Origin of the sequence: Marinomonas alcarazii, assembly GCF_003208215.1 — a bacterium.
In the GTDB taxonomy this organism is placed as follows: Bacteria; Pseudomonadota; Gammaproteobacteria; order Pseudomonadales; family Marinomonadaceae; genus Marinomonas; species Marinomonas alcarazii.
Genome location: NZ_QKLW01000003.1, coordinates 137237 through 160431, shown reverse-complemented (window position 1 = coordinate 160431; position 23195 = coordinate 137237). Strand labels below are relative to the sequence as shown.

General features: G+C 44.6%; 24 protein-coding genes and 1 pseudogene. 11 read left to right on the top strand and 14 right to left on the bottom strand.

The genetic code is table 11. The features are described from left to right. The first annotated feature begins 35 nt into the window (after positions 1-35). The gene (gene eat / locus DFP75_RS08970) at positions 36-1442 is read left to right on the top strand and encodes an ethanolamine permease (RefSeq protein ID WP_110574768.1); all 1407 of its coding nucleotides are present in this window, start codon (positions 36-38) and stop codon (positions 1440-1442) included. A gap of 89 nt (positions 1443-1531) precedes the next feature. Here eat and DFP75_RS08965 read toward each other — a convergent pair whose 3' ends face one another. Continuing rightward, positions 1532-2968 carry an NCS1 family nucleobase:cation symporter-1 gene (locus DFP75_RS08965; RefSeq protein WP_110574766.1) on the bottom strand — a complete coding sequence of 479 codons (1437 nt, stop codon included), beginning with the start codon at positions 2966-2968 and terminating at the stop codon, positions 1532-1534. 264 nt (positions 2969-3232) lie between these two features. Here DFP75_RS08965 and DFP75_RS08960 point away from each other — a divergent pair, with 264 nt between their 5' ends. Genes DFP75_RS08960 through puuE form a run of 3 tightly spaced genes read left to right on the top strand, consistent with a single transcriptional unit; the run spans position 3233 to position 5599 of the window. Then, the gene (locus DFP75_RS08960; protein WP_110574764.1) at positions 3233-3898 is read left to right on the top strand and encodes a GntR family transcriptional regulator; all 666 of its coding nucleotides are present in this window, start codon (positions 3233-3235) and stop codon (positions 3896-3898) included. A 7-nt stretch (positions 3899-3905) separates the two neighbouring features. Continuing rightward, positions 3906-4637 carry an aspartate/glutamate racemase family protein gene (locus DFP75_RS08955; protein WP_110574762.1) on the top strand — a complete coding sequence of 244 codons (732 nt, stop codon included), beginning with the start codon at positions 3906-3908 and terminating at the stop codon, positions 4635-4637. 38 nt (positions 4638-4675) lie between these two features. Beyond that, positions 4676-5599, top strand: a complete 924-nt coding sequence (puuE, locus tag DFP75_RS08950; RefSeq protein WP_110574760.1) for an allantoinase PuuE — start codon at positions 4676-4678, stop codon at positions 5597-5599. 57 nt (positions 5600-5656) lie between these two features. Here the strand turns inward: puuE and DFP75_RS08945 are convergent, their stop codons facing one another. Then, a complete protein-coding gene (locus DFP75_RS08945; RefSeq protein WP_110574757.1) occupies positions 5657-6022 on the bottom strand; it encodes a cupin domain-containing protein in 366 nt (121 codons plus the stop codon). 309 nt (positions 6023-6331) lie between these two features. On the opposite strand from DFP75_RS08945, the gene DFP75_RS18790 reads away from it, so the two are divergent. Further along, the gene (locus DFP75_RS18790; protein WP_110574755.1) at positions 6332-6472 is read left to right on the top strand and encodes a hypothetical protein; all 141 of its coding nucleotides are present in this window, start codon (positions 6332-6334) and stop codon (positions 6470-6472) included. A 22-nt stretch (positions 6473-6494) separates the two neighbouring features. On the opposite strand, the gene DFP75_RS08935 is transcribed toward DFP75_RS18790, so the two are convergent. From DFP75_RS08935 to DFP75_RS08910, 6 genes are all read right to left on the bottom strand, one after another. Beyond that, positions 6495-7721, bottom strand: a complete 1227-nt coding sequence (locus tag DFP75_RS08935) for an allantoate amidohydrolase (RefSeq protein WP_110574753.1) — start codon at positions 7719-7721, stop codon at positions 6495-6497. After that, positions 7721-8941, bottom strand: coding sequence for a pyridoxal-phosphate-dependent aminotransferase family protein (locus DFP75_RS08930; protein ID WP_110574751.1), 1221 nt, complete (start codon positions 8939-8941; stop codon positions 7721-7723). The genes DFP75_RS08935 and DFP75_RS08930 overlap by 1 nt, the downstream gene beginning before the upstream one ends. Before the next feature lie 9 nt (positions 8942-8950). After that, complete coding sequence (locus DFP75_RS08925; protein ID WP_110574749.1) at positions 8951-9769, bottom strand: sulfite exporter TauE/SafE family protein; 819 nt, start codon at positions 9767-9769, stop codon at positions 8951-8953. A gap of 119 nt (positions 9770-9888) precedes the next feature. Continuing rightward, positions 9889-11481, bottom strand: coding sequence for a gamma-glutamyltransferase family protein (locus DFP75_RS08920; RefSeq protein ID WP_110574747.1), 1593 nt, complete (start codon positions 11479-11481; stop codon positions 9889-9891). Between the two features lie 6 nt (positions 11482-11487). Next, positions 11488-12690: an amidase gene (locus DFP75_RS08915; RefSeq protein WP_110574745.1), complete on the bottom strand. Its 1203-nt coding sequence runs from the start codon at positions 12688-12690 to the stop codon at positions 11488-11490. A 177-nt stretch (positions 12691-12867) separates the two neighbouring features. Continuing rightward, positions 12868-13686, bottom strand: a complete 819-nt coding sequence (locus tag DFP75_RS08910; RefSeq protein ID WP_110574743.1) for a MurR/RpiR family transcriptional regulator — start codon at positions 13684-13686, stop codon at positions 12868-12870. 348 nt (positions 13687-14034) lie between these two features. On the opposite strand from DFP75_RS08910, the gene DFP75_RS08905 reads away from it, so the two are divergent. Genes DFP75_RS08905 through DFP75_RS08890 form a run of 4 tightly spaced genes read left to right on the top strand, consistent with a single transcriptional unit; the run spans position 14035 to position 16901 of the window. Further along, on the top strand, positions 14035-14826 hold the full coding sequence (locus DFP75_RS08905; protein WP_110574742.1) for a transporter substrate-binding domain-containing protein: 792 nt from the start codon (positions 14035-14037) through the stop codon (positions 14824-14826). Between the two features lie 10 nt (positions 14827-14836). Continuing rightward, positions 14837-15499 (top strand): amino acid ABC transporter permease, encoded by a 663-nt coding sequence (locus DFP75_RS08900; RefSeq protein ID WP_110574740.1) that lies wholly within the window; start codon positions 14837-14839, stop codon positions 15497-15499. 36 nt (positions 15500-15535) lie between these two features. Then, on the top strand, positions 15536-16186 hold the full coding sequence (locus tag DFP75_RS08895) for an amino acid ABC transporter permease (RefSeq protein ID WP_110574738.1): 651 nt from the start codon (positions 15536-15538) through the stop codon (positions 16184-16186). Next, positions 16173-16901: an amino acid ABC transporter ATP-binding protein gene (locus DFP75_RS08890; RefSeq protein WP_110574735.1), complete on the top strand. Its 729-nt coding sequence runs from the start codon at positions 16173-16175 to the stop codon at positions 16899-16901. The genes DFP75_RS08895 and DFP75_RS08890 overlap by 14 nt, the downstream gene beginning before the upstream one ends. Before the next feature lie 90 nt (positions 16902-16991). Here DFP75_RS08890 and DFP75_RS18785 read toward each other — a convergent pair whose 3' ends face one another. Further along, a complete protein-coding gene (locus DFP75_RS18785; RefSeq protein WP_425451218.1) occupies positions 16992-17267 on the bottom strand; it encodes a GNAT family N-acetyltransferase in 276 nt (91 codons plus the stop codon). 44 nt (positions 17268-17311) lie between these two features. Between DFP75_RS18785 and DFP75_RS08880 the strand changes: the two genes are divergently transcribed. Continuing rightward, the gene (locus DFP75_RS08880; RefSeq protein ID WP_181417013.1) at positions 17312-18178 is read left to right on the top strand and encodes a LysR family transcriptional regulator; all 867 of its coding nucleotides are present in this window, start codon (positions 17312-17314) and stop codon (positions 18176-18178) included. A gap of 12 nt (positions 18179-18190) precedes the next feature. On the opposite strand, the gene ilvA is transcribed toward DFP75_RS08880, so the two are convergent. Genes ilvA through DFP75_RS08855 form a run of 5 tightly spaced genes read right to left on the bottom strand, consistent with a single transcriptional unit; the run spans position 18191 to position 22693 of the window. After that, positions 18191-19693, bottom strand: coding sequence for a threonine ammonia-lyase, biosynthetic (ilvA, locus tag DFP75_RS08875; protein WP_110574729.1), 1503 nt, complete (start codon positions 19691-19693; stop codon positions 18191-18193). Between the two features lie 8 nt (positions 19694-19701). Then, entirely contained in the window at positions 19702-20835 is a 1134-nt protein-coding gene (locus tag DFP75_RS08870; protein WP_146219954.1) for a hypothetical protein, read from the bottom strand. Positions 20836-20837: 2 nt separating this feature from the next. Further along, positions 20838-21089, bottom strand: coding sequence for a 2Fe-2S iron-sulfur cluster-binding protein (locus DFP75_RS08865; RefSeq protein WP_110574725.1), 252 nt, complete (start codon positions 21087-21089; stop codon positions 20838-20840). Then, entirely contained in the window at positions 21082-21978 is an 897-nt protein-coding gene (locus DFP75_RS08860) for a DMT family transporter (protein ID WP_110574724.1), read from the bottom strand. The genes DFP75_RS08865 and DFP75_RS08860 overlap by 8 nt, the downstream gene beginning before the upstream one ends. 1 nt (position 21979) lies before the next feature. Further along, positions 21980-22693: a 2OG-Fe dioxygenase family protein gene (locus tag DFP75_RS08855; protein WP_110574722.1), complete on the bottom strand. Its 714-nt coding sequence runs from the start codon at positions 22691-22693 to the stop codon at positions 21980-21982. A 296-nt stretch (positions 22694-22989) separates the two neighbouring features. Here DFP75_RS08855 and DFP75_RS18735 point away from each other — a divergent pair. After that, positions 22990-23160: pseudogene (locus DFP75_RS18735) on the top strand (amino acid ABC transporter permease); the annotation flags it as partial. Positions 23161-23195 lie beyond the last annotated feature (35 nt).

Here is a 23195-nt window from a genome sequence, read left to right as displayed (position 1 = left end):
TTAAACCACTTAACTAGAGCATATAAGGAACGACAATGAGTGATCAATTAGATAAAGAATACCTGGCAAAACGCCAGTTAAAAAGAGGTTCCGCTGGCTGGATTCTGCTAGCGGGTTTGGGGGTTTCATACGTAATATCAGGCGATTTCGCAGGCTGGAACTTTGGTATTGCCGAAGCGGGCTGGGGCGGTTTTGCTATTGCGGCAGGACTCATGGCGGTTATGTATCTGACGCTGGTTTTATCCTTAGCTGAAATGTCTGCGGCCATTCCAGCAGCTGGCGGTGGTTACAGTTTTGCGCGCCAAGCCATGGGACCAACAGGCGGCTATTTAACAGGCTTAGCCGTATTAATCGAATACGCCTTGGCACCAGCGGCCATTGTTATTTTCATCGGTTCCGCGGTGGAAGCCCTCTTAGGCTTTAATGGACCTTGGGTTTATGCGGCGTTTTATCTGGTCTTTATTGCCATCCACTTGGCTGGGGTTGGTGAAGCACTAAAAGTTATGATGGTCATCAGTGGCTTGGCGGTTATCGCCATCTTAGCCACCGCGGTTGCCTTGATTGGTGATTTTGATACCAGCCGTTTATTCGATGTGGCCGTAACCGATGCGGCTGGAGCGTCTGAATTTATGCCAATGGGTTGGTATGGCGTTTGGGCGGCATTGCCATTTGGCATGTGGCTGTTCTTGGCTGTTGAAGGTGTTCCTCTTGCAGCGGAAGAAGCAAAAGACCCAGCGAAAGATGTGCCTAAGGGCATTATCGGCGCGATGATTTTCTTACTTTTCACGGCTCTTTTAGTGGTGTTTTTATTGGCGGGCGCCGCGGGTGCAGACGCCATGAGCAAAAGCGCAGTACCTTTGGTGGATGCCTTGAACTTTGCGGGTCACGGCACTCTGGCAACCGCGGTTAACGTCTTAGGGCTTGCTGGCTTAATCGCCTCTTTCTTCTCCATCATCTACGGTTACAGCCGTTTGGTATTCGCCTTATCTCGTGCCGGTTACCTTCCTAAAAGCTTGTCTGTTACCGATAAACGCAAAGTACCTTCTCGTGCTTTGATTGTCCCTGGCATTTTGGGCTTTCTTGCCTCTTTGACTGGCGAAGGCGATTTAATGTTAGCCATGGCCGTGGTTGGCGCGACTGTGTCTTATGCCTTGATGGCGTTAAGCCATATCTTATTGCGCATCAAGCAACCAAATATGGAACGCCCATACAAAACACCTGGCGGTATCTTCACATCGTCCGTTGCTTTCATATTGTCTCTATTGGCTCTAACTGGGGTTTACGCTTACGATCCACGTGCCTTTAACTACACTCTTATCTTGTTCGTGATTGGCGCAGCGTACTACTTCTTCTATAGCAAAAACCGCCTTGTGGCGAAAACACCAGAAGAAGAATTCGACATGCTGGCAGAGGCCGAAGCGGATCTTGCCGCCTCAGCTTAATTCGGTTTAATAGATCTCGTAACAACAAAAAGCCCCCGCATTTTTCAATACGGGGGCTTTTAATTGTCTAAACGTTTTCTTAACGTAAATTATGACTTCGCAAGGTTCATACTTTGCAAAGCAACACGCTCAGGCTCCATCATGTAACGATAAACCAACGCCGCGACAATACCGCCAATGAATATGGCGTAATTTGCCAAGGAACTAAAAACAAAGGTCGCTAAGATAGAAACAAAACCCGCAATCAACAAAGCATAAACACTCTTTTTATTCACCCCGTTCTCATACCAATAAGCCCCTTTTGGTGACTCTGTATACAAGGCTGCTATGTCGATGTTGCCTTTTTTGATAAAGAAGTAATCAACAATAATAATGCCATACAAAGGCCCGATCATCGCGCCCAATACATCCACTGTGTAATGGATCACTTCTGGGTTATTGAACAGATTCCAAGGCGTTAGCAATACAGAACCAAATGCGGCAATAAAACCACCCGCTTTAAAGCTAATTTTCTGTGGCGATACGTTGGAAAAATCAAACGCTGGCGCGACAAAGTTCGCCACAATATTAATACCCACTGTCGCAAAGATAAATGTCAATGCACCCAGTACCGTGATAAAACCAGAATCAAGACGTTTCACGGTTTCCACAGGGTCGGTAATCATCTGACCGAATACAGGAATCGAAGCCGAAACAATCACCACACTGAACAAAGAGAACAATACAAAGTTAACTGGCAAACCCAATAGGTTGCCTAGTTTCAATTTTTTATAGCTGCCGCAGTAGCGAGAGAAGTCACTGAAGTTCAACGTTGGCCCTGCAAAATACGCCGCCACCAAAGCAATCGCAATGAACATCTGAGCATAAGCATCCAGACCCGTTAAGTTAGATGAACTTAGGTTGAAACTGATGTTTTCCCAGCCAGCTAAATTAATCATGTAAATACACAAAGCAAACATAGCAATATAAATAGCAGGGCCAGACCAATCGATCACTTTACGGATCATGTCCATACCAAACATGAACACAACACCTTGAACAAGCCACATAGCAGTAAAGCCAATCCAGCCTAGATACGAAAGCCCTATAAAAGATTCATCGGCAAGCGATGCCATTTCAGGGAAGAAATAAAGCAATAAGATAATAAAGGAACTGGATGCCAGAAAGGTTTGAATACCGTACCAAACCACGGCAATTAAGCCACGAATGATGGCTGGAATATTAGCCCCGAACACACCAAAAGACATACGCGCTACGACAGGAAAAGGGATACCGGCTTTTTGTCCTGGTTTGCCCATCAAATTGGCAAACACCAATACGATTGAAATGCCCAATAGCAAACTGATAAATACCTGAATACCATTCAACCCTAAGGCAAACAAACTGGCGGCAAACACATAACCACCCACACTGTGCACATCAGACATCCAAAAAGCGAAAATGCTATACCATCCCCACTTTTGATCTTTCTCCGGCAATAGATCGCTATTCGCTAATCTAGGGCTTTGCTCAAATTCTTGCTTCATGGTCTCTTTCCTTTTTAATTGTATACAATAACAAATACAATTTATGTGCCAAAAACAGAAACAAAAGAACCTAAGAAAAATCACGCCTCATAGGACTAAAATCGCCATAAAAACGCACTAATGCGAGTCAAAAACAAAACAATCACACCATTATTGTGCAACATACTTGTGTTTTTATTTGAGATGTCCCCAACGAATTGTCGTGCTATATTATTTAACCAGCACATTTACTGAAAAAATTGTATACGATTAATAGAGACCATCATGTCCAATGACGAGAACATCTACAGACAAATATTAAAAGCGATTGTCGAGCACCAATTACCGCCTGGGGCGCGCTTACCAGAAGACCGTTTATCAGAGGCCTTTGGCGTAAGCAGAACAGGTATCCGCAAGGTATTGCAGCGACTCGCCTTAGAACATTTTGTGGTGATTGAGAAAAACAAAGGTGCGCAAGTAAACCGCCCAAGCAAAACCGAAGCGATAGAAGTACTAGACAGCCGTATTCTGATCGAACCACAACTCATTCCAGCTTTACTAACACACTGGGATACAGCGCAATCTGAACGCTTTCGCGCTATGGCAATAGAAGAAAAGCGCGCCGAAGAAAATAATCAACTCGCCGATGCCATTCAGTTAACGGCTCGCTTTCACTATGAACTAGCGACATTATCTGGCAATAAAGTACTAGCACATTTTGTTGAACAGCTTTGTTATCGGTCTTCCTTAATTTTAGCGGCTTACGGCACCCGTGGCAGTGTCGGCTGTGATTGTGGCGACCACTCTCAGTTGCTCGACATTCTTGATCAAGGACACTCAGACAAGGCACAAAACTGGATGAGCCATCACCTTAAACACATAAAATCTTCACTTATTCTCGAAACCAAACCTGAAGAAAACATTGATTTTCAAAAACTTTTTGGCCGCTAGGAGCACCATGCGAATTCAGCTCATAAACCCAAACACCAGTGCCGACATGACTCACGCGATGGCGCTGAGCGCCAAATCCGTTGCGCTAGATAGCACGCAAATTATCGCCTGCACTCCCGAACATGGCCCTAAAAGCATCGAATGCGCTTTTGATGAAGTCATCGCCAGCGCGGCGCTTCTTGATCTTATCGAACAAGGCAAGCAACAAGGTGTCGATGCTCACATTATCGCCTGCTTTGGTGATCCAGCATTAGACGCAGCAAGAGAACTGGCCGATGCCCCTGTTATTGGCATTGCAGAAGCGGGTTTTCACATGGCCAGCCTGATTGCCCATCGTTTTGGGGTTGTGACTACACTTTCTCGAACCTTGCCAGCGAGTGAGCATTTACTACAAAAATATGGTCATAAGCATCATTGCAGTGGCGTAAGAGCCACCGACATTCCTGTTTTGGCGCTAGAAAATATCGACCCAGCGGCTTACTTATTACTAAAAACGGAATGCCTTGCGGCCATAGAGCAAGATGGCGCAGAAGCCATTGTGCTAGGTTGCGCCGGCATGTCGAATTTGGTCAAACAACTCTCATCAGAACTTCCGGTTCCTATCATTGATGGCGTTGTCGCCGCCGTAAAACTGGCAGAATCATTGCATCAATTAGGTTTACAAACCTCTAAAAAAGGTCAATACGGACAGCGAGTTAGCAAAGCCTTTACTGGACGATATGCTCACTGGAGTCTATAACCGCTGCCAAATTACATAACCAATAACGGAACCAGACCATGAAACACTATTTAGAACGCGATTACGCGGGTTATGGCCGCCAAGGGCTGCCAAACGTAAAATGGCCAAACAATGCCCGAGTTGCTCTACAGTTTGTTTTAAACTTTGAAGAAGGCGGTGAAAACTGCGTTTTGCATGGCGATGAACACGCCGAAACCTTTCTATCAGAAATATTCGGTGCACAGCCTTTCAAAGACCGCCACATGAGCATGGAATCCCTTTACGAATATGGTTCTCGCACTGGTGTTTGGCGCATTCTAAATGAGTTCGAAAAGCGTGGATTACCACTGACGGTTTTCGCCATTGCCACCGCATTACAGCGCAATCCAGAAGTGGCAAAAGCCTTTGTCGAAGGTAATCACGAAATTGTTTGCCATGGATTAAAATGGATTCACTACCAAGACATGCCTATCGAACAAGAACGCGAGCACATGCAACAAGCTCTGGCGTTGATCGAAGAAGTCACCGGCGTCAAACCCATTGGCTGGTACACAGGACGCGACTCACCAAACACTCGCACATTGGTTGCAGAACAAGCACAACTCAAATACGACTCAGACAACTATGGCGATGACTTACCTTATTGGGTGAAAGTCGACACACCTGATGGTGGTAGCAAACCGCACCTGATCGTGCCGTATACACTCGACTGCAACGACATGAAGTTTTCCTCACCTTATGGGTTTAACCACGCAGAAGAGTTTTTCCAATACTTGAAAGACAACTTTGATTGTTTGTATGAAGAAGGCGCGACCGCACCAAAAATGATGTCCATCGGCATGCATTGCCGAACGCTTGGCAAGCCCAGCCGCATTATAGCGTTAAAGAAATTCTTAGATTATGTACAATCCCACGACAACGTCTGGATCGCCCGCCGCGAAGACATCGCCAACCACTGGATAGAAAATCATCCTCCAGCTTAAACATAAAAAAAAGCGGTTTCCTCATTGAGAAAACCGCCTTTTTATACTGTCCTTCGGTTAAAACACCACATCTTCCGGCACAGTAACAAAAATCGAGTGGCGAACTTCGTTGAACAAGGCTTTGCTGCAATGACCTTCGCCTTCGGTGTCTTCTAACAACACAACATCACCTGCGCCAAACTGACGAGTTTCGCCAGACGATACGGTAAACTCACAACGCCCTTTGATAATAAACAGCAACTGACGCTGCGGCGCTGGATGCCATTTAAAATCATAGTCACTTGGGGTTTCGCGAAACATCAGTTCCCCCACTGGGAAACGCTCTGACAAAAAACCAATTGGGCCACCATCACGGACATCTACATTCAAATCACCGAAGTGGCTTTTGCCCTGATCGTCGTTAAAAATGCGCGTAAATTTCATCGAATACCTCTTTATTGACCTTCATAACAAGCGTCCATGCAATTCAATTGGCTTACGTATTTATACTTGCTTGTTTGCTGTAATCATAAGCGTCCATGCAATTCAATTGGCTTGCGTATTGTCTCGTTCCTCGACACGTCAGCGCCAATTAAACGCATGGAAGCTTTTAGTCAGAGCCAAAGCGATTCTTCAACCGCCCATCACCAACTGCACCCAGAATCATGCTAGAGCGATTCTTCTAGTCCGCTCCGCTAAGTCATACCTAAGAAGGCTAGCTTCCCAGCATAACGTGAAAGCGATTCTTCGAGCTTGCTCGGGGAGCGAAACGTTATACTGGGGAGCCAACTTCACGTCCAATCGGGGAGCGAGGCGTTACGCCACACACAATCAGCTACTCTGCATAACGCCAGAGCGATTCTTCGAGCCTGCTCGGGGAGCGAGGCGTTATGATGAGTAGCTAACCACAAAAACTTTAGGCTAAATTCTGTAAGGCCTCGTGAAGTACAGCCAATGTTACGGCTACATCGGGCGTATCAATCGCTTCCGCTGGATGATGGCTAATGCCTTTTTCGCAACGCATGAACAACATCGCCACAGGGCAAATATCCGCAATCGCCATGGCGTCATGTCCCGCGCCTGAAAACAAAGTATGCACGGGAATATTTTGTGTTTGTATCGCATTGCGAAGCACGCTTTGCAGCTTGGCATCACAATGCACGGCGTTAGCAGCATGGGTTGCTTTTCGATCTATACGCACATTTCGACGGGCAGCAATAGCGTCTAACTCTTGCAAAATTTCATCGAGCGCGACATCACGCTTGTCATCGAACTCACTGCGAATATCAAGGGAAAAGCCGGTGTTGCCAGAAATGACATTCACGCCATTGGGTCGATTCTGAATGCGTCCAACCGTCGCAACAATACCGTGATTCTGTGCGACTTTTTCCACTGCAAGAATCATCTCACTACTGGCGCAAAGGGCATCTTGGCGCAGATTCATTGGCACTGTGCCCGCGTGTCCTGCCATGCCGGTGATATTAAATTCAAAGCGTTTTGCCCCAGCAATGGCACTGACCACGCCGACGGGCAAATCTAAATCTTCTAAAACTGGCCCTTGCTCAATGTGCAGTTCAAGGTAACCCAGTAAGTTGTCGGTTGCGATGGCCGCATTGGGAATGTTCGCGAAGTCCGATCCAAAATCTTTAAGTGCTTGCGATAAACTGATGCCATCGCTGTCTTTCACATCGGCCCAGCTTGCAGGCCATTGACCTGTTAAAGCCCGACTGCCAAGCAAGGTAGAGCTAAAACGCGTACCTTCTTCGTCGCCGAAGCCCACTACATCTAAGTGAAACGGCAAACGAACACCCGCGGCTTGCATCGCTCCGATCAAGGTCACTGGTGTGATAACGCCGAGCATGCCGTCGTATTGACCACCGTTTGGTACCGTATCCAAATGGCTGCCCATAATGAATCGCGGTGCATCAGGATCAGCGGCTTGCCAGCGTCCCCATAAATTGCCCGCTTCATCCTGCCATGTTTGCATACCAGCTTCTTGCATCCAGCCGCCCACCAGTCCGTTGGCTTGTTTATGCTCCTTGGTGAGATAACGACGATCTAGGCAATCGTCGCTTTGACTGATTTTGCCAAGTTCGTCACAGCGGTCCATGACCAACTGAGCGAGTTTGCCGTAATCTGTCATTATTTTTCTCCTGCGTAAACCGACATAGCCGCATCCACGGCAGCGCCTGCAGGCAACACAAAACCTGCACGTCGCAATACGGTTTCAAGCGACTGCAAGGTATGCAAAACAGCGTCTTGGCGAGCGTTGTAACCCATGGTGCCAATGCGCCACACCTTGCCTTTTAATGGGCCAAAGCTGGTGCCGATTTCGATGTTAAAAATATTTAGCAAGTCATGACGCACTTGCTCGCCATCAACCTTTTCTGGAATATGAATCCCTACCACGTTAGTCATCTTGTGCTTCAAATCACCAAATGGCTTCAGCCCCATAGCTAGAACGCCTTGCAACATGGCATTGCCTGCCAACTTATGGCGTTCGATAACTGCATCCTGACCTTCGGTCAATAACTGAATGGCGCACTCACGAGAGCCAAACAGCATGGTCGCCGCTTCCGTATGGTGGTTCAGACGCTCTTCGCCCCAATAATCCATGATCATTGGCAAATCAAAATAGTTCGACCGAATACGCATGCCAGACGCCCCTTGGTGATGAGCATCACGAATCCCCGCTTCCACATGGGCTCTTTTGCGCACACAAGACACAAAGCGGTCGCTCAAGGTAATTGGCGCGCTGCCTGATGGGCCACCAAGACATTTTTGCAGACCAACCGAAACCGCGTCGATTTTCCATGCATCGACTTCCAACGGATTACCACCGATAGACGCCGTCGCATCGGTGTAAAACAACACATCGTGAGCGCGACAAATGTCGCCCAATTCTTCCAGCGGTTGGAACATGGTGGTTGACGTATCGCCCTGCACTATTGCCAATAATTTTGGCTGAACCTTTTTGATCGCATCTTCAATTTGCTGCGGGTCAAAGACTTCACCCCAAGGCACTTCGATGGTATGCACTTCGGCATCCGCACGCTCGGCAATCTCTGCCAACAAGTGACCAAAACGACCAAAGATAGGAATTAACACTTTATCGCCAGGTTCTAGACAAGACACAAGTGCCGCTTCAATGCCCGCACGAGACGTACCATCGATCAAAAAAGTTTGCTGATTCTGGGTATTAAAAACACGACGATACAATTCCATGACTTCATTCATGTAATTCGTCATGGTCGGATCGTATTGCCCCACAAGCTGAGTCGACATAGCCGACAATACTCGTGGGTAACAGTTAATTGGCCCTGGACCCATTAATAATCTTGGTGGCAATGAAAGCGGCTGCATAATAATCTCCTAACCTAAAACCTGATAAAGCATTTTGATGCCAGTGAAAATCAACACAACCGCGAAGACTTTCTTCAACTTGGCCGCATCTAAACGGTGTGCTAATGCCGCACCAACAGGCGCGAATAATACCGTTAATGGAATGATGCACGCTGCGCCAATCAAGTTAACCAAACCGACAGTACCGTAAGGCGAGTCAATCGGGCTTTGTCCGAAGATCAACATGGTCAAGGCCGCTGGCAATGAAATAATCAAACCAACTGCTGCTGCGGTGCCCACAGCGCGGTGCGCAGGATAGTTACAAAAAGTCAGCATAGGAACAGTTAGCGTACCGCCACCGATACCAACCATTGAGCTAAAAAAGCCAACACACGTGCCCATCACACTTTGACCAGCATTACCTGGTAGGGATTTAAACATGCTGTCTTTTTTACCCAGCAGCATATTTAGCGCAGACAAAGTTGCGATAATACCGAACAGCAAAGTCAGCCATTGGCCATCAACTCGCGTTACGACAAAGCTACCCAGCATCACGCCTACGAAGATGAAAAAGCCCCAACGCTTCAACAAATCAAAGTCCACGTTGCCTTTGGCTTTATGGGCACGAATCGAACTAATCGACGTAGGAATAATCGTTGCTAGTGACGTTGCTGTCGCCACCAGCATGGCCGTATCCGCACTGACTCCCAATCCTTGATACAAGAAAAACAACACAGGTACGATAACGATGCCGCCGCCAACGCCCAGTAAACCCGCTAAAATCCCGCCAACCACACCCGTGGCCATCATGGCGAGAATCATGGAATAATTTTCCATTATGAATGACATTTTTCTGTTTGCTCCTAAGTAAAATAACCACAAAAAAGTATTACTAGATCAAGGTGTTACCAGACCATCGTAGTACTAATCGAACATAGTACTCGATAATCTAAAGCTCGATAATCACGTTACTTGATAAAATCACCAAAGATGGCTGAACCATCACTGCGCGGATCGGTTGCAGCATTGGTCTGTCCTTCGGGATGAAGAACCACTGCGCCAGCATGACCCATTAATTCATTTTGCGCGTCAACGATCACCAAATCGTGTCCACGCGCCGCCAATTCATCAGCGGCAATATCAGCAAAGTCACGCTCGACTTTTAAATTATGGCTAACATCGCCCCACGTCCTACCAAGCAACCAACGACCCTCGCTAATGGCCTGATCCAACGGCATCTGATGATAAACATAACGGCTAAACAAAGCGGCTTGCGTCTGTGGCTGGCCTTCGCCCCCCATGGTGCCGTAGCTCATACGACGACCATCGCTTAATTCTGCAAAAGCAGGATTCAAAGTATGGAAAGGCTTTAGGTTGGGCCCAAGCTCTTGCAAAGAGTCTTTTTCCAAAGAAAAAGATGAGCCGCGGTTGTTCCACACAATACCTGTGGAAGGACTCACCACACCGCTGCCAAATTCCCAATATAAGCTTTGAATATAGCTGACCATGCGGCCTTCACTGTCGCATGCCCCCATCCAAATGGTGTCGCCATGCTTAGCTTGATGAGGCCAAGGTTGCGCACGCTCTAACGCAATCTCGTGACACATTTTTTCCAGTTGCTCATCATCCAGTAAAGACGACAGGTCCATTGCTAAACGGGACTCGTCAGTGACAAATTGATTACGGGCAATAAAGGCTTGTTTGGTGCATTCGATTAACAAATGCGCCATGTCTGTCGCGGTTTTACCTTGCGTATAAAGTCTGTCGTACAGAGCCAGAATCAATAAAGACGCGATACCTTGCGTTGGTGCAGGTAAGTTATACAAAGTGCCAACGCTGGTTTTGACCTGCAAAGGAGTCACGCGTTTCGCTTGGTACGAATGGAAATCGGCTAAGCGAATCGGTGATTCTGCCATCGCCAAGTCTTTCGCCAAGCGCGCGGCAATATCACCTTGATAAAAATCGTTTAAGCCGTTGTCAGCAAGTTGCTCCAAGGTGTGTGCAAGCGCCGGTAAGGTTAAATTTTCGCCCTGCTCATAAATGCCACCATTCTTTAAAAAACAGTCCGCAAACCCTTGCACACTCAGCAAATCTAGCTGTGTTTTTTTACTGGCATCCACATAAGTTTTAGTCACCTTACTGCCGTTTTTCGCCAGCTCAATAGCGTCGCTCAGTAGGGTCGATAAAGGTAAGTTGGCTTGCCATTCTTGACTCACAGCTAAGGCCTCTTGCCAACCCGCTACTGCACCGGCCATAGTAACAGCCGCTTTGCCATTTCGTGCTGGAATGCTGTCATAGCCTTTATAAAAATCCAGTGTCGCCAATTGCGCCGCTTTACCAGAAGCATCGATGCCAATCGGTGCTTTGCCGGGCTCGCTAATCAACCAGAAACCATCGCCACCCAAGCCATTCATATGGGGATAAACCACAGCAATCGTTGCCGCCGCCGCAACCATGGCTTCTATCGCGGTGCCGCCTTGCTCGAGGATTTTTCGCCCTGTTTCTGTGACTTTAAAATGCGGAGCGGTAAAGGCGATTTCATTTTTTTTCACAGCATCCATGACAGACTACTCCATTAAGCGTTTTGCGAATTCAATTAATGCCAAATCAGTGCCTTTTGAACTCACCAAAGACAAGCCACACGGCGCACCATGTAAAGTACAAACTGGTAAATGCAACTGTGGAAGGCCTGCCAATCCAGCAATGGCAGTAATATCCATCAGCTGATTGCGATAAGCCGCAAGCTCTTCATCGGCCGCGTCAAATTGCGGGGCTAAGCCTGGCGTGGTGGGAATAATAAGCACCGCCCCTTCTATTTCATTTTCTAGCCAATTACTAAAGCGCTGTCTTTGCTGTTTCGCAGTAGCCACTTCCGCCTCAGAAATAGTTTGGCACCACTCGAAACGTGACTGAATATCTGGCGCAAATACACCTTCAAGACTGTCTAAGCTGTTAATCCATTTGCCATGTTGCTGCCAGATTTCTGCGCCTTGTAGGGTGCGAAATGTCTCGCTGGTTTTCCATGCTTTGGTATCGATTACAATAGAAGATTCGCTAGGCAAAAGACCTTGTTCGCGCCACGCTTTTAACTGCGTTTTTAACTCATCAACATGCGCGACTTGATCAATTAAATTCTTAGCAATCAATACGTTATTAAATTCTTTAGGCGGTTTATTTTTCAGTAAAGTGTTAGCCGTTCTTTCTAAGGTAAATAGGTCTCTGGTAAGCCAGCCAACCGTATCAAAAGACGGCGCAAGGGAGACCATGTTATCGACTGGAATAACGCCATGAGTCGGACGCAGTCCGAACAAACCATTGTAGCTTGCTGGCACACGAATCGATCCGCCTGTATCCGTCCCCAGTCCGATGTCAGCAAGGTCGGATGACACAGCCACCGCCGAACCCGATGACGACCCGCCTGGGAGACGATTTGGTGTCACCGGATTTGAGGGTGTTCCGTAATGAATATTTTGACCATTGAGGCTATAAGCCAACTCATCCGTAATGGTTTTGCCACTGAAAATGGCACCGTTATTCAACAAAGCAACAACGCTAGAAGCGGTTTTTGCTGGAATAGGATGAGTGGCAAGCCAAGTCGGATTGCCTGCGGAAGTGGGCAGCCCAGCCATATGAAACAAGTCTTTCACAGCCAAGCGTAAACCATTTAACGGCAAAGTAGGATTAGCCGATGAACTGTCGTTCCAAGCCGTTTCACTCAGGTTAAGCTCTTTAGGGGAGATAAAAGGATTTTGTACGATGAAATGTTTCATATGTCCTCCGCTTGTGTAGAACATATGAAACAATCGTTTCACCACTCTGTCAACTGAAACAAAAAAGAATTCTATTTTTTCTGCAAATGTGTCGCAAACAGTGTGGGTGTATTTTCTCTTAGAAATAAAACTTCAACGTCACAAAATACGACGTCACGAGCACAGTAGTCTTAATCGTTAAGGCTCCAATTCATCCAAATCTTCATACAAGGCCGAAATCGCCTGCGTCTGACGGCTAGCTGCATCACCCAATACACCAAACACACGATTACACAACATAGAGATCAAACTCATCGGTGCGGCGTAACTGTCGAACGGGCTTTCGTTTCCAAGGTGACAAAGCAACACATGGGACACTTGTTGGTTATAAACCTGCCCTGTTGGGTCGGTGATCAAAATGGTATGTCGGCCTTTCAACGCTTCTACGATCTGCTTGAACTGACGAGTGCGACGTCTAAAGCCGAGCAAGACAATTACTTCATCGTCGAGAATATCGTGAAGGTCTTCCCCTAATGTTTGACCTGGTTGTGGCAATAAACGCACAGAATGACGCACTTGTTGCAGTTGCTGACGAAAATGCAACGCCAAGGGATACGCATTACGAAAGCCAATTAAGGTCACTCGACTCGCGTTCGCTAAGCGTTCGCTGATCTCATTCAGAGTGTCTGGTCGCAAGCCTTCAAAGGTCAGGGATAAGTTTTTTAGCTCTTGAGACGTTTGATCCAAAGATGAGCCTTGGGTAAAAATCGGCACGCCGCTTTCGCGTAATGCCAATTGCGCCTGCTTCGCGCCTTGCTGAGAATCGTAGCCAAGTTGACGAAAGAAACGGCTCACGGTCGCTTTTGACGTGTTGGTGTTATCCGCAATCTCGGCCGACGTTTGACTCACAATCGCCAAGGGATTCTGTTGTAAGTAATTCGCTATGGATCGCGCTGATGGAGACAGAGTCGGGTAGGTCTGCTCGATCAGGGATAGCACATCCTGCTTTGTAGCCACGTGTTAACCTCTATTCGGGGAATATTTTGCTCTACGGTAATCGATTATCGTTAAGCTGCCAACTTAGATTAGTGCTTTGAGGCCTCGTTGTACGCTTTAACAGCAAGAAACAATGATGACGCACCAAAAAATCATCATCGCCCTATATTGGCGCATAAATTAAAGCCAATCCTCCCCATTTCATAGCAAACCCTTTTGATGATCGAGCTTGATGATGAGCGCTTTAAGTCCTCTTTGAAGTGTTTTGTTACATAAATCAATAGTTAAGAAACTTTTGTTTCATGTTGGCATGGGTGTTGCAAATTGTGTTTCAGGCATTCAACCAAATGAAACAGGAATCCCCCAACCATGAACAGATTAACAAAACTGCTTAGCAAAACTTTAATCATTGCGGCCAGCTTCAGTGCACTAAGCGCAAGCGCTGATGTACTACAAGATATCAAAGATCGTAATCTTATCCGTATCGCCGTGCCTCAAGACTTTCCGCCATTTGGTTCCATTGGCACCGATTTAAAACCTCAAGGTATCGATGTGGATATGGCTAATTACATCGCGACAGAAATGGGCGTGAAAGTTGAAATTGTCCCAGTGACGAGTGCAAACCGCATCCCTTACTTACAAACAAAAAAAGTAGACTTGGTTATTTCTAGCCTTGGTAAAAACCCAGAGCGCGAAAAAGCCATCGATTTTTCAACGCCTTACGCACCTTTCTTCCTAGGCGTATTTGGTTCTAAAGACGTAGCCGTGACAAAAATTGACGAGCTAGCCGACAAAACCGTTGGCGTTACCCGAGGTTCAGTAGAAGATTTAGAACTTGAGAAAAACGCCCCTAAATCCGTTAACGTACGTCGCTTTGAAGACAACAACACCACGCTAACCGCTTACCTATCCGGTCAAGTGAACTTAATCGCCACAGGCAACTTGGTCGCCGCTGAAATTGCAAAACGTCAGCCAAAACGCGCGCCAGAAAATAAGTTCATGCTGAAAGATTCTCCTTGCTACATTGGTATGGCAAAAGGCGAAACAGCATTACAAGCCAAAGTGAACGAGCTGATAAAAGGCGCCTTGGCATCTGGTGAACTAAACGACATTTCAATGAAATGGTTAAAAGCACCACTACCTAAAGGCTTCGGCGCATAAGGGTTTCGATATGTTGTATTTCTCTGATCTGCTGCAATACAGTGACGTGTTTCTCAGCGGCTTAAAAACCACCGTTGAGCTGACTGTACTGACGACGATCTTGGGAGTGGCATTGGGTACGGTCTGCGCGACCGTACGCCAATACGGCAACCGAGCGAGTCAACGAGTTGTCAGTGTCTATGTGGAACTTATCCGTAACACGCCATTTATTGTTCAGCTCTTTTTTATCTTCTTTGGCCTACCTGCTCTTGGCATGATGTTGTCGCCATGGCAAGCCAGCATGATCGCACTGACGATTAACCTTGGCGCGTACAGTGCTGAAATCATTCGCGCAGGCCTTGCCAGTATTTCAAAAGGTCAAATGGAAGCCGCTAAAGTGTTGGGACTTAACTTTCGTCAAACACTGACCCGCGTGATCTTCATTCCGGCATTTGAAAAAATTTATCCAGCTCTTACCAGCCAATGCATCATTGTGATGCTAGGTTCTGCCGTTATCTCTCAAATTTCGGTGCAAGACTTAACCTACGCCGCCAACCTTGTGCAATCACGTAACTTCCGTGCCTTTGAAAGCTATTTCGTTACCGCCTTGATGTACCTTGGTTTGTCTATTCTGCTGAGGTTTGCTTTTAATGCCTTAGGTAAACGCCTATTTGCTTATCGTACAGCCAATTAAACGGTTCTCGATGAAAAGCGAAATGAGGGAAACTCAATGATCGAATTTTCTAACTACGACATTCTGCGCAATCTATTGTTTGCGACACAATGGACGATTTTATTATCACTAGCAGCCTTTATTGGTGGCACAACCGTCGCACTGACATTAACCGCTTTACGTTTGACACGTAACCCTACAATACAGCGCATCGTAAAAGTGTATGTGGAACTCTTTCAAGGCACGCCATTGCTGATGCAAATGTTCTTGTGCTTCTTTGGCTTATCCATGCTGGGTTATGAAATATCCGCTTGGGGCGCGGCCATTTTGTCACTAACGTTTTTCACCAGTGCCTTCTTGGTAGAGATCTGGCGCGGCTGTATCGACACGCTGCCTAAAGGACAATGGGAAGCCAGCCGCTGTTTGGGGTTAAGTTTTTTACAAACCTTGCGTTTCATTATCTTGCCACAGGCTATTCGCGTGGCGACTGCACCAACAGTTGGCTTTTCAGTGCAAGTCATTAAAGGTACTGCATTGGCATCGGTCATTGGTTTTGTCGAACTGACAAAAGTCGGCACCATGCTCAATAATGCAACCTTCGAGCCGTTCAAAATATTCACTCTAGTCGCACTGATCTATTTCGTGCTCTGTTATCCACTGTCTTTGTACAGCAAGCATCTGGAGAAAAAATTCAATGTCTCTCGTTAACTTACATCAAGTCCATAAATACTATGGCGATCACCATGTGCTCAAAGGCATTGATCTAGACATCAAAGCGGGCGAAGTCGTGTCTATCATCGGCAAAAGTGGCTCAGGTAAAAGTACTCTACTGCGCTGCATCAATGGCTTAGAGCAATACCAACAAGGCGGCATTACTGTTGACGGTAAAGAAGTCACCACAGACGACATTCAGATGCGTCGTCTTGCGCTTAGCGTCGGTATGATCTTCCAAAACTTCAACCTATTCCCGCACATGACAGTGGGCGAAAACGTCATGCTTGCACCAACTATTGTGTTGAAAAAAAGCAAAGCCGAAGCCGAAGCCACCGCTCGCGCCATGTTAGAGAAAGTAGGACTGGCAGAGAAATTCGACAGCTTCCCAGAAAAACTTTCTGGCGGTCAGCAACAACGTGTCGCCATCGCCCGCGCCTTAGCCATGTCGCCTAAGGTGTTGCTGTGTGACGAAATCACCTCAGCACTCGACCCTGAGCTGGTTGGCGAAGTATTAAAAGTACTCGAACAATTAGCTAAAGAAGGCATCACCTTGGTACTGGTGACCCATGAAATGAACTTCGCCCGCGACGTCGGTAGCCGAGTTGTCTTTATGCACCAAGGCAAAGTCTGGGAACAAGGCGATTCAAAAACCCTCTTGTCCAACCCGCAGACAGATGAATTGAAACAATTTATCGGGGCCGTGCTTTAACATTTCAGGAATCAAGAATGGAATACAGTCAAGGCATCATTATAACGCTGGCAAATACGTCAGAATGCCTTGACTGTAGTTACCCATTTCCTACAAATCTATTTGGTAAAAATCCATGTTTTTACCTTTTGGATTAGGGAATAAATACTCCCAACCTGAGCGTTTATAGTGATGCAAAGCAGTCTCGTTAGCCCTACTGACACAAAGCATTGCTTTGCTACAACCTTCATCTCTCAATTGAGTGCGGATAAATTTTTGCAGTTCAGTGCCTAAGCCTAAACCTCGATATTCAGAGATCAAATAGATTAACTGAACATAACCAGTATCAACAGACCTAGAAAAAGATCTAACTTTAGGTTGCTTTATGTATGCAATCCCTAGAAAATTGTAAAAAATAATGGATGTATTTTATGGAACGTTCTTTCTTGCGAAAAAGTGGGGTTTCGTTGGAGCAACTGCGTTGTTTTGTATGTGTATACGAAACGCTAAATATCACTGGTGCAGCTCAAAGACTTGCGAAAACCCAATCTGCCGTGACAATCACCTTACAAAAATTTGAAGAGACAATAGGAGTTGAGGTATTCAACAGACGGCTGGGGAAAAATCTTGTCAGGGCGGATGGGGCTGAGAACATCTACATCAAAGCTGTTGATATACTAAAACGAGTTAATTCATTACATCTCCCAACGGATAGAGTAATTCGTGTCGGAATCCCAGATGACCTATCCACAAACAAAATGCTGCAAATTAATAGCTATTTCAATGAGTTTTATAACGATTCAACAGTATCATTAATAGTTGACAAGAATGAAAACCACGCACGAAATTATGTAAATGGTAATTTAGACTTTTATCTCCACAAAAAACTAAAAGTAAATAGTGAATCCTCTGAAGTTAACGGTGGTCGTTATCTATATACTTCCAAACTCATTTGGGTAAACAATAAGAGAGTTAATCTTGAACTACTAGAGTATCTACCTTTAGTGTCATTTCATGAGGGCTGTATACCTAGTGTTTGTCTTGAACATGCTTTGGCTATGCTGAAAATACCTTATAAGATTGCGTACAAGTCTTTCTCGTGGTATCAAAACATAGAAGCTATCAAGTCGGGACTCGGTGTAGGAATAATCCTAGATACTATGTACGATGATGAACTGACTATACTAGGAGCTAAAGAGGGTTTCCCAATGCTTTGGGACATTGATATTTACCTGATAGGTCAGCAAGACATCAGTACAAATGAACTTGCCGACGGATTAAAGATTATCTTTTCTTAAAAAACTAGTTAATTACAGCCCGAAGTCGATGAGCTGTATTTTATATGACTCACCGTCCTTAAAGTTAGAATAATCAGGCTCTGAGGACGAATCCACACCAAGAAGTAGACTGCATTCATGTTGACCATTTTGGCGATAATTGAGAGCAGTAATCTCAACATCAATGTAGATACGATTGAGAGTTGACAAAAGCTGGCCCTGTTTTTCTGGAAATTCAAGTCTGTAGAAACGCTCTGTCTCTACCGTAGAGCCAAACTTAGAGTCACCAATCATAAACCGTAGATGTGACTTTCCGATATCGGACTTGGTAAGATCCGTAATTGTATATCCAGCGGATGCAAGTATGTCTACCTTAGATTCAAGCAGTTCGCTGTCGTTGGAACTAAAACTCAAAATTATATTGGCACGTATATCGTATTTTGATTTTCTATATTTAATCTCTGTGATATTTACATCGTTAATGTGAGACAGTAGCTTAATTAGCTCCCCCTTACGCTCGGGCAAAACAATATGAAGTAGTTTCTCTCTCATCTGCCCCAAATTATAGCGTTGAGCAACATATTCTAATTTTTGAAAGTTAATGTTGCTGCCAGACAGGATAACAGCGACATTTTTTCCTTCCAAACCGTTCTCACGGAGATATTTGTTGGCACCAGCCAAACCAACTGCGCCACTGCACTCCGCCATTGCTCGGGTGTCCTCATGGATCTGTTGAATTGCAGAACAGACTTCATCATTCGCCACAGCAACATGACCGTCAATTTCTCCGCTACAAATGTTGTAGGGCAAATTACCAATCTGCCTCACGGCAACACCGTCGGAAAACGTACACACAGCATCGAGTTTGGTTACTTGCTTCTTCTTTAGAGATTCACCAAGGGTCTGTGCCCCTTCAGGTTCTACCGCGATGACCTTTGTATTAGGACTTAACGCACGCATGACTAGCAGCAATCCAGATAGCAGTCCTCCACCGCCGACTTGGACAAACAAGTAATCGAGTTCGTCGATTTGATTAAGTAACTCGACTCCAATAGTGCCTTGACCGTAGATGACTTCAATATCGTCGAATGGGTGAACCAATGTCATGTTATGGGTATTTGCCAATTTGATAGCATAGTCATAGGCATCATCATAGTTAACTCCTGTTAGTACGACATGAGCACCATACGCCCTGACTGCATCGACTTTAATTTTAGGTGTCACTTCGGGCATCACAATCGTCGCGTTAGCCCCCAATTCCTTGCATACCTTGGCCACGCCTTGTGCATGATTCCCCGCTGAAGCAGCTACAACTCCAAGATTCAGTTGATTTAGTGTCAGAGACATTATTTTTTGATAAGCGCCCCTAATCTTGAATGAGTTAATCGGTTGTAAGTCCTCTCGCTTGATGTACACATCATTAGAACAACTTTGAGACAACTTGTGCATGTAATCGAGTGGTGTTGGGGGCAGATAATCAAACACTGGAGACTTTACAATTTTATTTAGTATCCTAGTTGAAACGTCAGTAATCATGGTCACCTCTAATCTGCGTTAATTGTGCATTGGTTCACAAAGGATTGCTTTTGGGAAAGTTGTTCGAACACTATGCCAATGGCGTTGTGAAGACCCCAAACTTCCAAATACCGAGGTTCATTTTCGACAATTGTACCTATTGCTTCATTGCGCAATTCTATCGCATTAGTCCAGTTAACAACGATGGGATGTCGATGATGAAAGTCATGTTGTGGTAAGTCACCAACCAAGATAAATAGACGAACGGGGAGATGATAAAACAGGTTAACTAAGTACCATGTCGGCACGTTGTTTCTCACCGCCGGATAAGGCAATCCACAGAAACGTCCCCAAGAAATATCAGCGTAAAAATATTCTGTATTGCGGCGCTCCTCTGTATTGCCAAACCATAGATGTTCGCTACATATTTCAACAAATGCGGAAATCTGATAAAGCAAAATTAGTCCCAAAAACAGCAGTAATGCACCACTAATGTTGTTCTGACTATACATTTCGAAAACTAGCAGTGCGTAATAGACTCCAAAAAATAGCAATCGAACTGGACGCTTGAAATTCAAATTGTGAATCGCACGTTTTACCATGAACTTAAAATGAAAGAATGGAGAAAATATGCAAGACCATAAACCTAAAATGAGGTCAGACTTACTCATGCCATGAGTTAAACCACATGTTTCTAAAAAAATTAAGATCGGGTCGCTTTTCGTGGCGAAAGTCTCTGGAGAATGGTGAAGTTTACAATGATCCACCTTATAACTTTTAAAGTCTTGACTGAAAGTTATTATCGCACAGAATTCACCAATCAACATGTCTATCATTTCATTGCCTGACAAACGGTGGTGCACAGCCTGATGAATAACCACGGCGGCAAGACGTCGAGATGAAAAGAGAACTAATAGAGTACCAGCGAGTTGTACCGTAATGAGTTGCGAATAAATGAGGCAAGCTAACCCCATGAAAAAAGCAGCCAACACTACACATAAGTAGCTCCACCAACTAAAAATGGTGTTCAACCTCTTTTCTGAGTGTGCTTTACCGGTAAGCCAAGATGAAAAACGGCTTGGGAATAAACTTTTTTCGTACGAATTTCTTATTTTCTGGGATTGGGAAGGTGTAACTATTCCCCAGTTTTTTATCTTGGACATAATTATACCTTCTGACTTATATTTATATTACTATCTGGGTAACATTGACACGCTAGCAATATTTTATTATTACTTTTTACTTCACCTGAATTAAGAGTGATAGCACATTGACCACACACACCTGAACCACAATTGTATCTAATAGGAATTTTGTTCTCTATTGCAGACTGAAGTACGGTCTTTTTTGTACTACCTGTAAAAATTTTTTCGTTAAATATTATTTCAACCTTTTTGCCAGTAATCCATTCAAGCATTTTTCAATTTCCTTTTCGCTTTTAAATAATTTAATGAATTGTAAATAATTAATGATAACAGGATGATAAAAACGCCAGAGATCTCAGTCTCGGTTAAAACAAGATTATAGGCTAAAACATCAATAATCAGAGCAACTAAAGGATAGATAAAAGACATAATTGCGAGACTAGAGACATTTGACTTTTCATAAGCCCCATAAAGGAAAATGTACATGAAGCCTGTGTGAACTAGCCCTAAAACAATCAAATTATGAACATTATCAATATGTAAATTGAAATCATCTATGTCGAAAAAGCTCGCAAATACGAAGCAGCCTATTAATAAATGACACAAGGCAATAAATGTCGGAGTGAGATTACTTATTTTCTTCGTGTAAATGGTAGATAGCGCATATAACGTTGCAGCTATCATAGCGTTGACCACACCTGTTATTTTGATATCGTTTTGTTGTATATCCCCACCTAATACAATAGTTGTGAGACCGATAAATGAGACTGCCACAAGCATGAAGTGTTCTAGTTTCAGCCGTTCCTTCAACAAGACTGACCCTAGAATGATCAAAATAAAAGGCTGAGTGTTATAAATCACCGTGGTCAACCCCATAGAGAGCTCAATGTAGGACTTGAACAAAAACAACCAATTGAAAACTAGAGTCACCCCGCCAACCAGTAATCCGATACAAGTTTTCAAAGTAATATCTTTAGCGGACGGGTATTTTTTAAAAATAAATACATACAGGGTTAAGAAAATTGTACCAATGACACAACGAGCAAACACAATATTCTCTGATGCTTGCTGTGATTCCAAGGCAAAGTAGCCAATGGTCCCAGATATAAACATTGCTATAAACATATAACAACGGCCTAAGGTATCGTTAGAGTAGTTCATATTAATAGCTACCGTATACTTGTTGACTTAAATTTTCCAAGTTGATAAGCATAGTATCGCGACGTGCTGTTCCTTTAACTGAACCAGTAGGAGTAACGGCATGCTTCAAAGTTGGATCAACAATTAAACAATCCATGAAGTTCGTTAAACGAATAACGTTAGTAGGGAGGTCATCGAAACCTGAAATCACGTTGTCAGCACCAAGAGCATTCTCGGTTAATTGGATCAGATGAATGAATACCAAAGGCTCGTCATCTTGGTGCAACCAAACTGGAGAACTGTAAGATGCTTCACCTTCTTTCGCCTGATAACGAATGAAGTGGATGCTGATGTTCGCAGTTTGAACATCGTTAACTTCACAGTACTCTCTAATTAGTGGCTCGTGCTGACTGAAAATAGCCCTAAACGTAGTGTTGTTTAGTAATGACTCGTCGATAATATTAAAAGTACGACTCATACCACCATTTAAGTCATTTGCTTTTCCTGATGCAAAGTAGCTTTGTACCTCGGACTTGGTAAGTTCTCGACTAATATAGTCATATTCTATTTTTAACATACCGCGAGTTCTTACTGGAGAATAAGGGTCTGACTTTACATTACCATCGAAAAAATTTCGAAACTCTGAAATTTCATTAAGTTCTAGTTGATGATCAGATAATAAGTCCTCACCTTTTAAAAATTTAAAACCCTTTACATAAGGATATGGTGTTTTCATGATAACTCCTTGGTTTAATTAAAGTCGACCAATCCTAAGAGCTAATGAAAAATAAGAAAAATTCTATTTTTAAATAGAATATTAATTTTTTTTATAGGGTGATAAGGTGCGAATTCAACTCAGAAGTGCAACACTCCAAAAGTCACAACTATGTAGGATGGAAAAAGCTAAATTAAGGTGCTATTCCCCTGACGCTTACTTTTCACCCTGTTTAGTGGTTTTTGAGCGGATTAATCTTTTGTAGCTCGTATCACTTGATCGATTCTGAGAGCAAACAGCATGTCATTTTTAACCAGGCCTCGGTAATTGGTTTTGTCGAACTGACTAAAGTCGGCACCATGCTCAATAATGCAACCTTCGAGCCGTTCAAAATATTCACTCTAGTCGCACTGATCTATTTCGTGCTCTGTTATCCACTGTCTTTGTACAGCAAGCATCTGGAGAAAAAATTCAATGTCTCTCGTTAACTTACATCAAGTCCATAAATACTATGGCGATCATC

Bases quoted from the DNA above. Each gene is read 5' to 3' on its own strand.
- eat (WP_110574768.1), top strand. From the start codon at position 36: ATGAGTGATCAATTAGATAAAGAATACCTGGCAAAACGCCAGTTAAAA.
- DFP75_RS08965 (WP_110574766.1), bottom strand. From the start codon at position 2,968: ATGAAGCAAGAATTTGAGCAAAGCCCTAGATTAGCGAATAGCGATCTA.
- DFP75_RS08960 (WP_110574764.1), top strand. From the start codon at position 3,233: ATGTCCAATGACGAGAACATCTACAGACAAATATTAAAAGCGATTGTC.
- DFP75_RS08955 (WP_110574762.1), top strand. From the start codon at position 3,906: ATGCGAATTCAGCTCATAAACCCAAACACCAGTGCCGACATGACTCAC.
- puuE (WP_110574760.1), top strand. From the start codon at position 4,676: ATGAAACACTATTTAGAACGCGATTACGCGGGTTATGGCCGCCAAGGG.
- DFP75_RS08945 (WP_110574757.1), bottom strand. From the start codon at position 6,022: ATGAAATTTACGCGCATTTTTAACGACGATCAGGGCAAAAGCCACTTC.
- DFP75_RS08935 (WP_110574753.1), bottom strand. From the start codon at position 7,721: ATGACAGATTACGGCAAACTCGCTCAGTTGGTCATGGACCGCTGTGAC.
- DFP75_RS08930 (WP_110574751.1), bottom strand. From the start codon at position 8,941: ATGCAGCCGCTTTCATTGCCACCAAGATTATTAATGGGTCCAGGGCCA.
- DFP75_RS08925 (WP_110574749.1), bottom strand. From the start codon at position 9,769: ATGTCATTCATAATGGAAAATTATTCCATGATTCTCGCCATGATGGCC.
- DFP75_RS08920 (WP_110574747.1), bottom strand. From the start codon at position 11,481: ATGGATGCTGTGAAAAAAAATGAAATCGCCTTTACCGCTCCGCATTTT.
- DFP75_RS08915 (WP_110574745.1), bottom strand. From the start codon at position 12,690: ATGAAACATTTCATCGTACAAAATCCTTTTATCTCCCCTAAAGAGCTT.
- DFP75_RS08905 (WP_110574742.1), top strand. From the start codon at position 14,035: ATGAACAGATTAACAAAACTGCTTAGCAAAACTTTAATCATTGCGGCC.
- DFP75_RS08900 (WP_110574740.1), top strand. From the start codon at position 14,837: ATGTTGTATTTCTCTGATCTGCTGCAATACAGTGACGTGTTTCTCAGC.
- DFP75_RS08895 (WP_110574738.1), top strand. From the start codon at position 15,536: ATGATCGAATTTTCTAACTACGACATTCTGCGCAATCTATTGTTTGCG.
- DFP75_RS08890 (WP_110574735.1), top strand. From the start codon at position 16,173: ATGTCTCTCGTTAACTTACATCAAGTCCATAAATACTATGGCGATCAC.
- DFP75_RS08880 (WP_181417013.1), top strand. From the start codon at position 17,312: ATGGAACGTTCTTTCTTGCGAAAAAGTGGGGTTTCGTTGGAGCAACTG.
- ilvA (WP_110574729.1), bottom strand. From the start codon at position 19,693: ATGATTACTGACGTTTCAACTAGGATACTAAATAAAATTGTAAAGTCT.
- DFP75_RS08870 (WP_146219954.1), bottom strand. From the start codon at position 20,835: ATGTCCAAGATAAAAAACTGGGGAATAGTTACACCTTCCCAATCCCAG.
- DFP75_RS08865 (WP_110574725.1), bottom strand. From the start codon at position 21,089: ATGCTTGAATGGATTACTGGCAAAAAGGTTGAAATAATATTTAACGAA.
- DFP75_RS08860 (WP_110574724.1), bottom strand. From the start codon at position 21,978: ATGAACTACTCTAACGATACCTTAGGCCGTTGTTATATGTTTATAGCA.
- DFP75_RS08855 (WP_110574722.1), bottom strand. From the start codon at position 22,693: ATGAAAACACCATATCCTTATGTAAAGGGTTTTAAATTTTTAAAAGGT.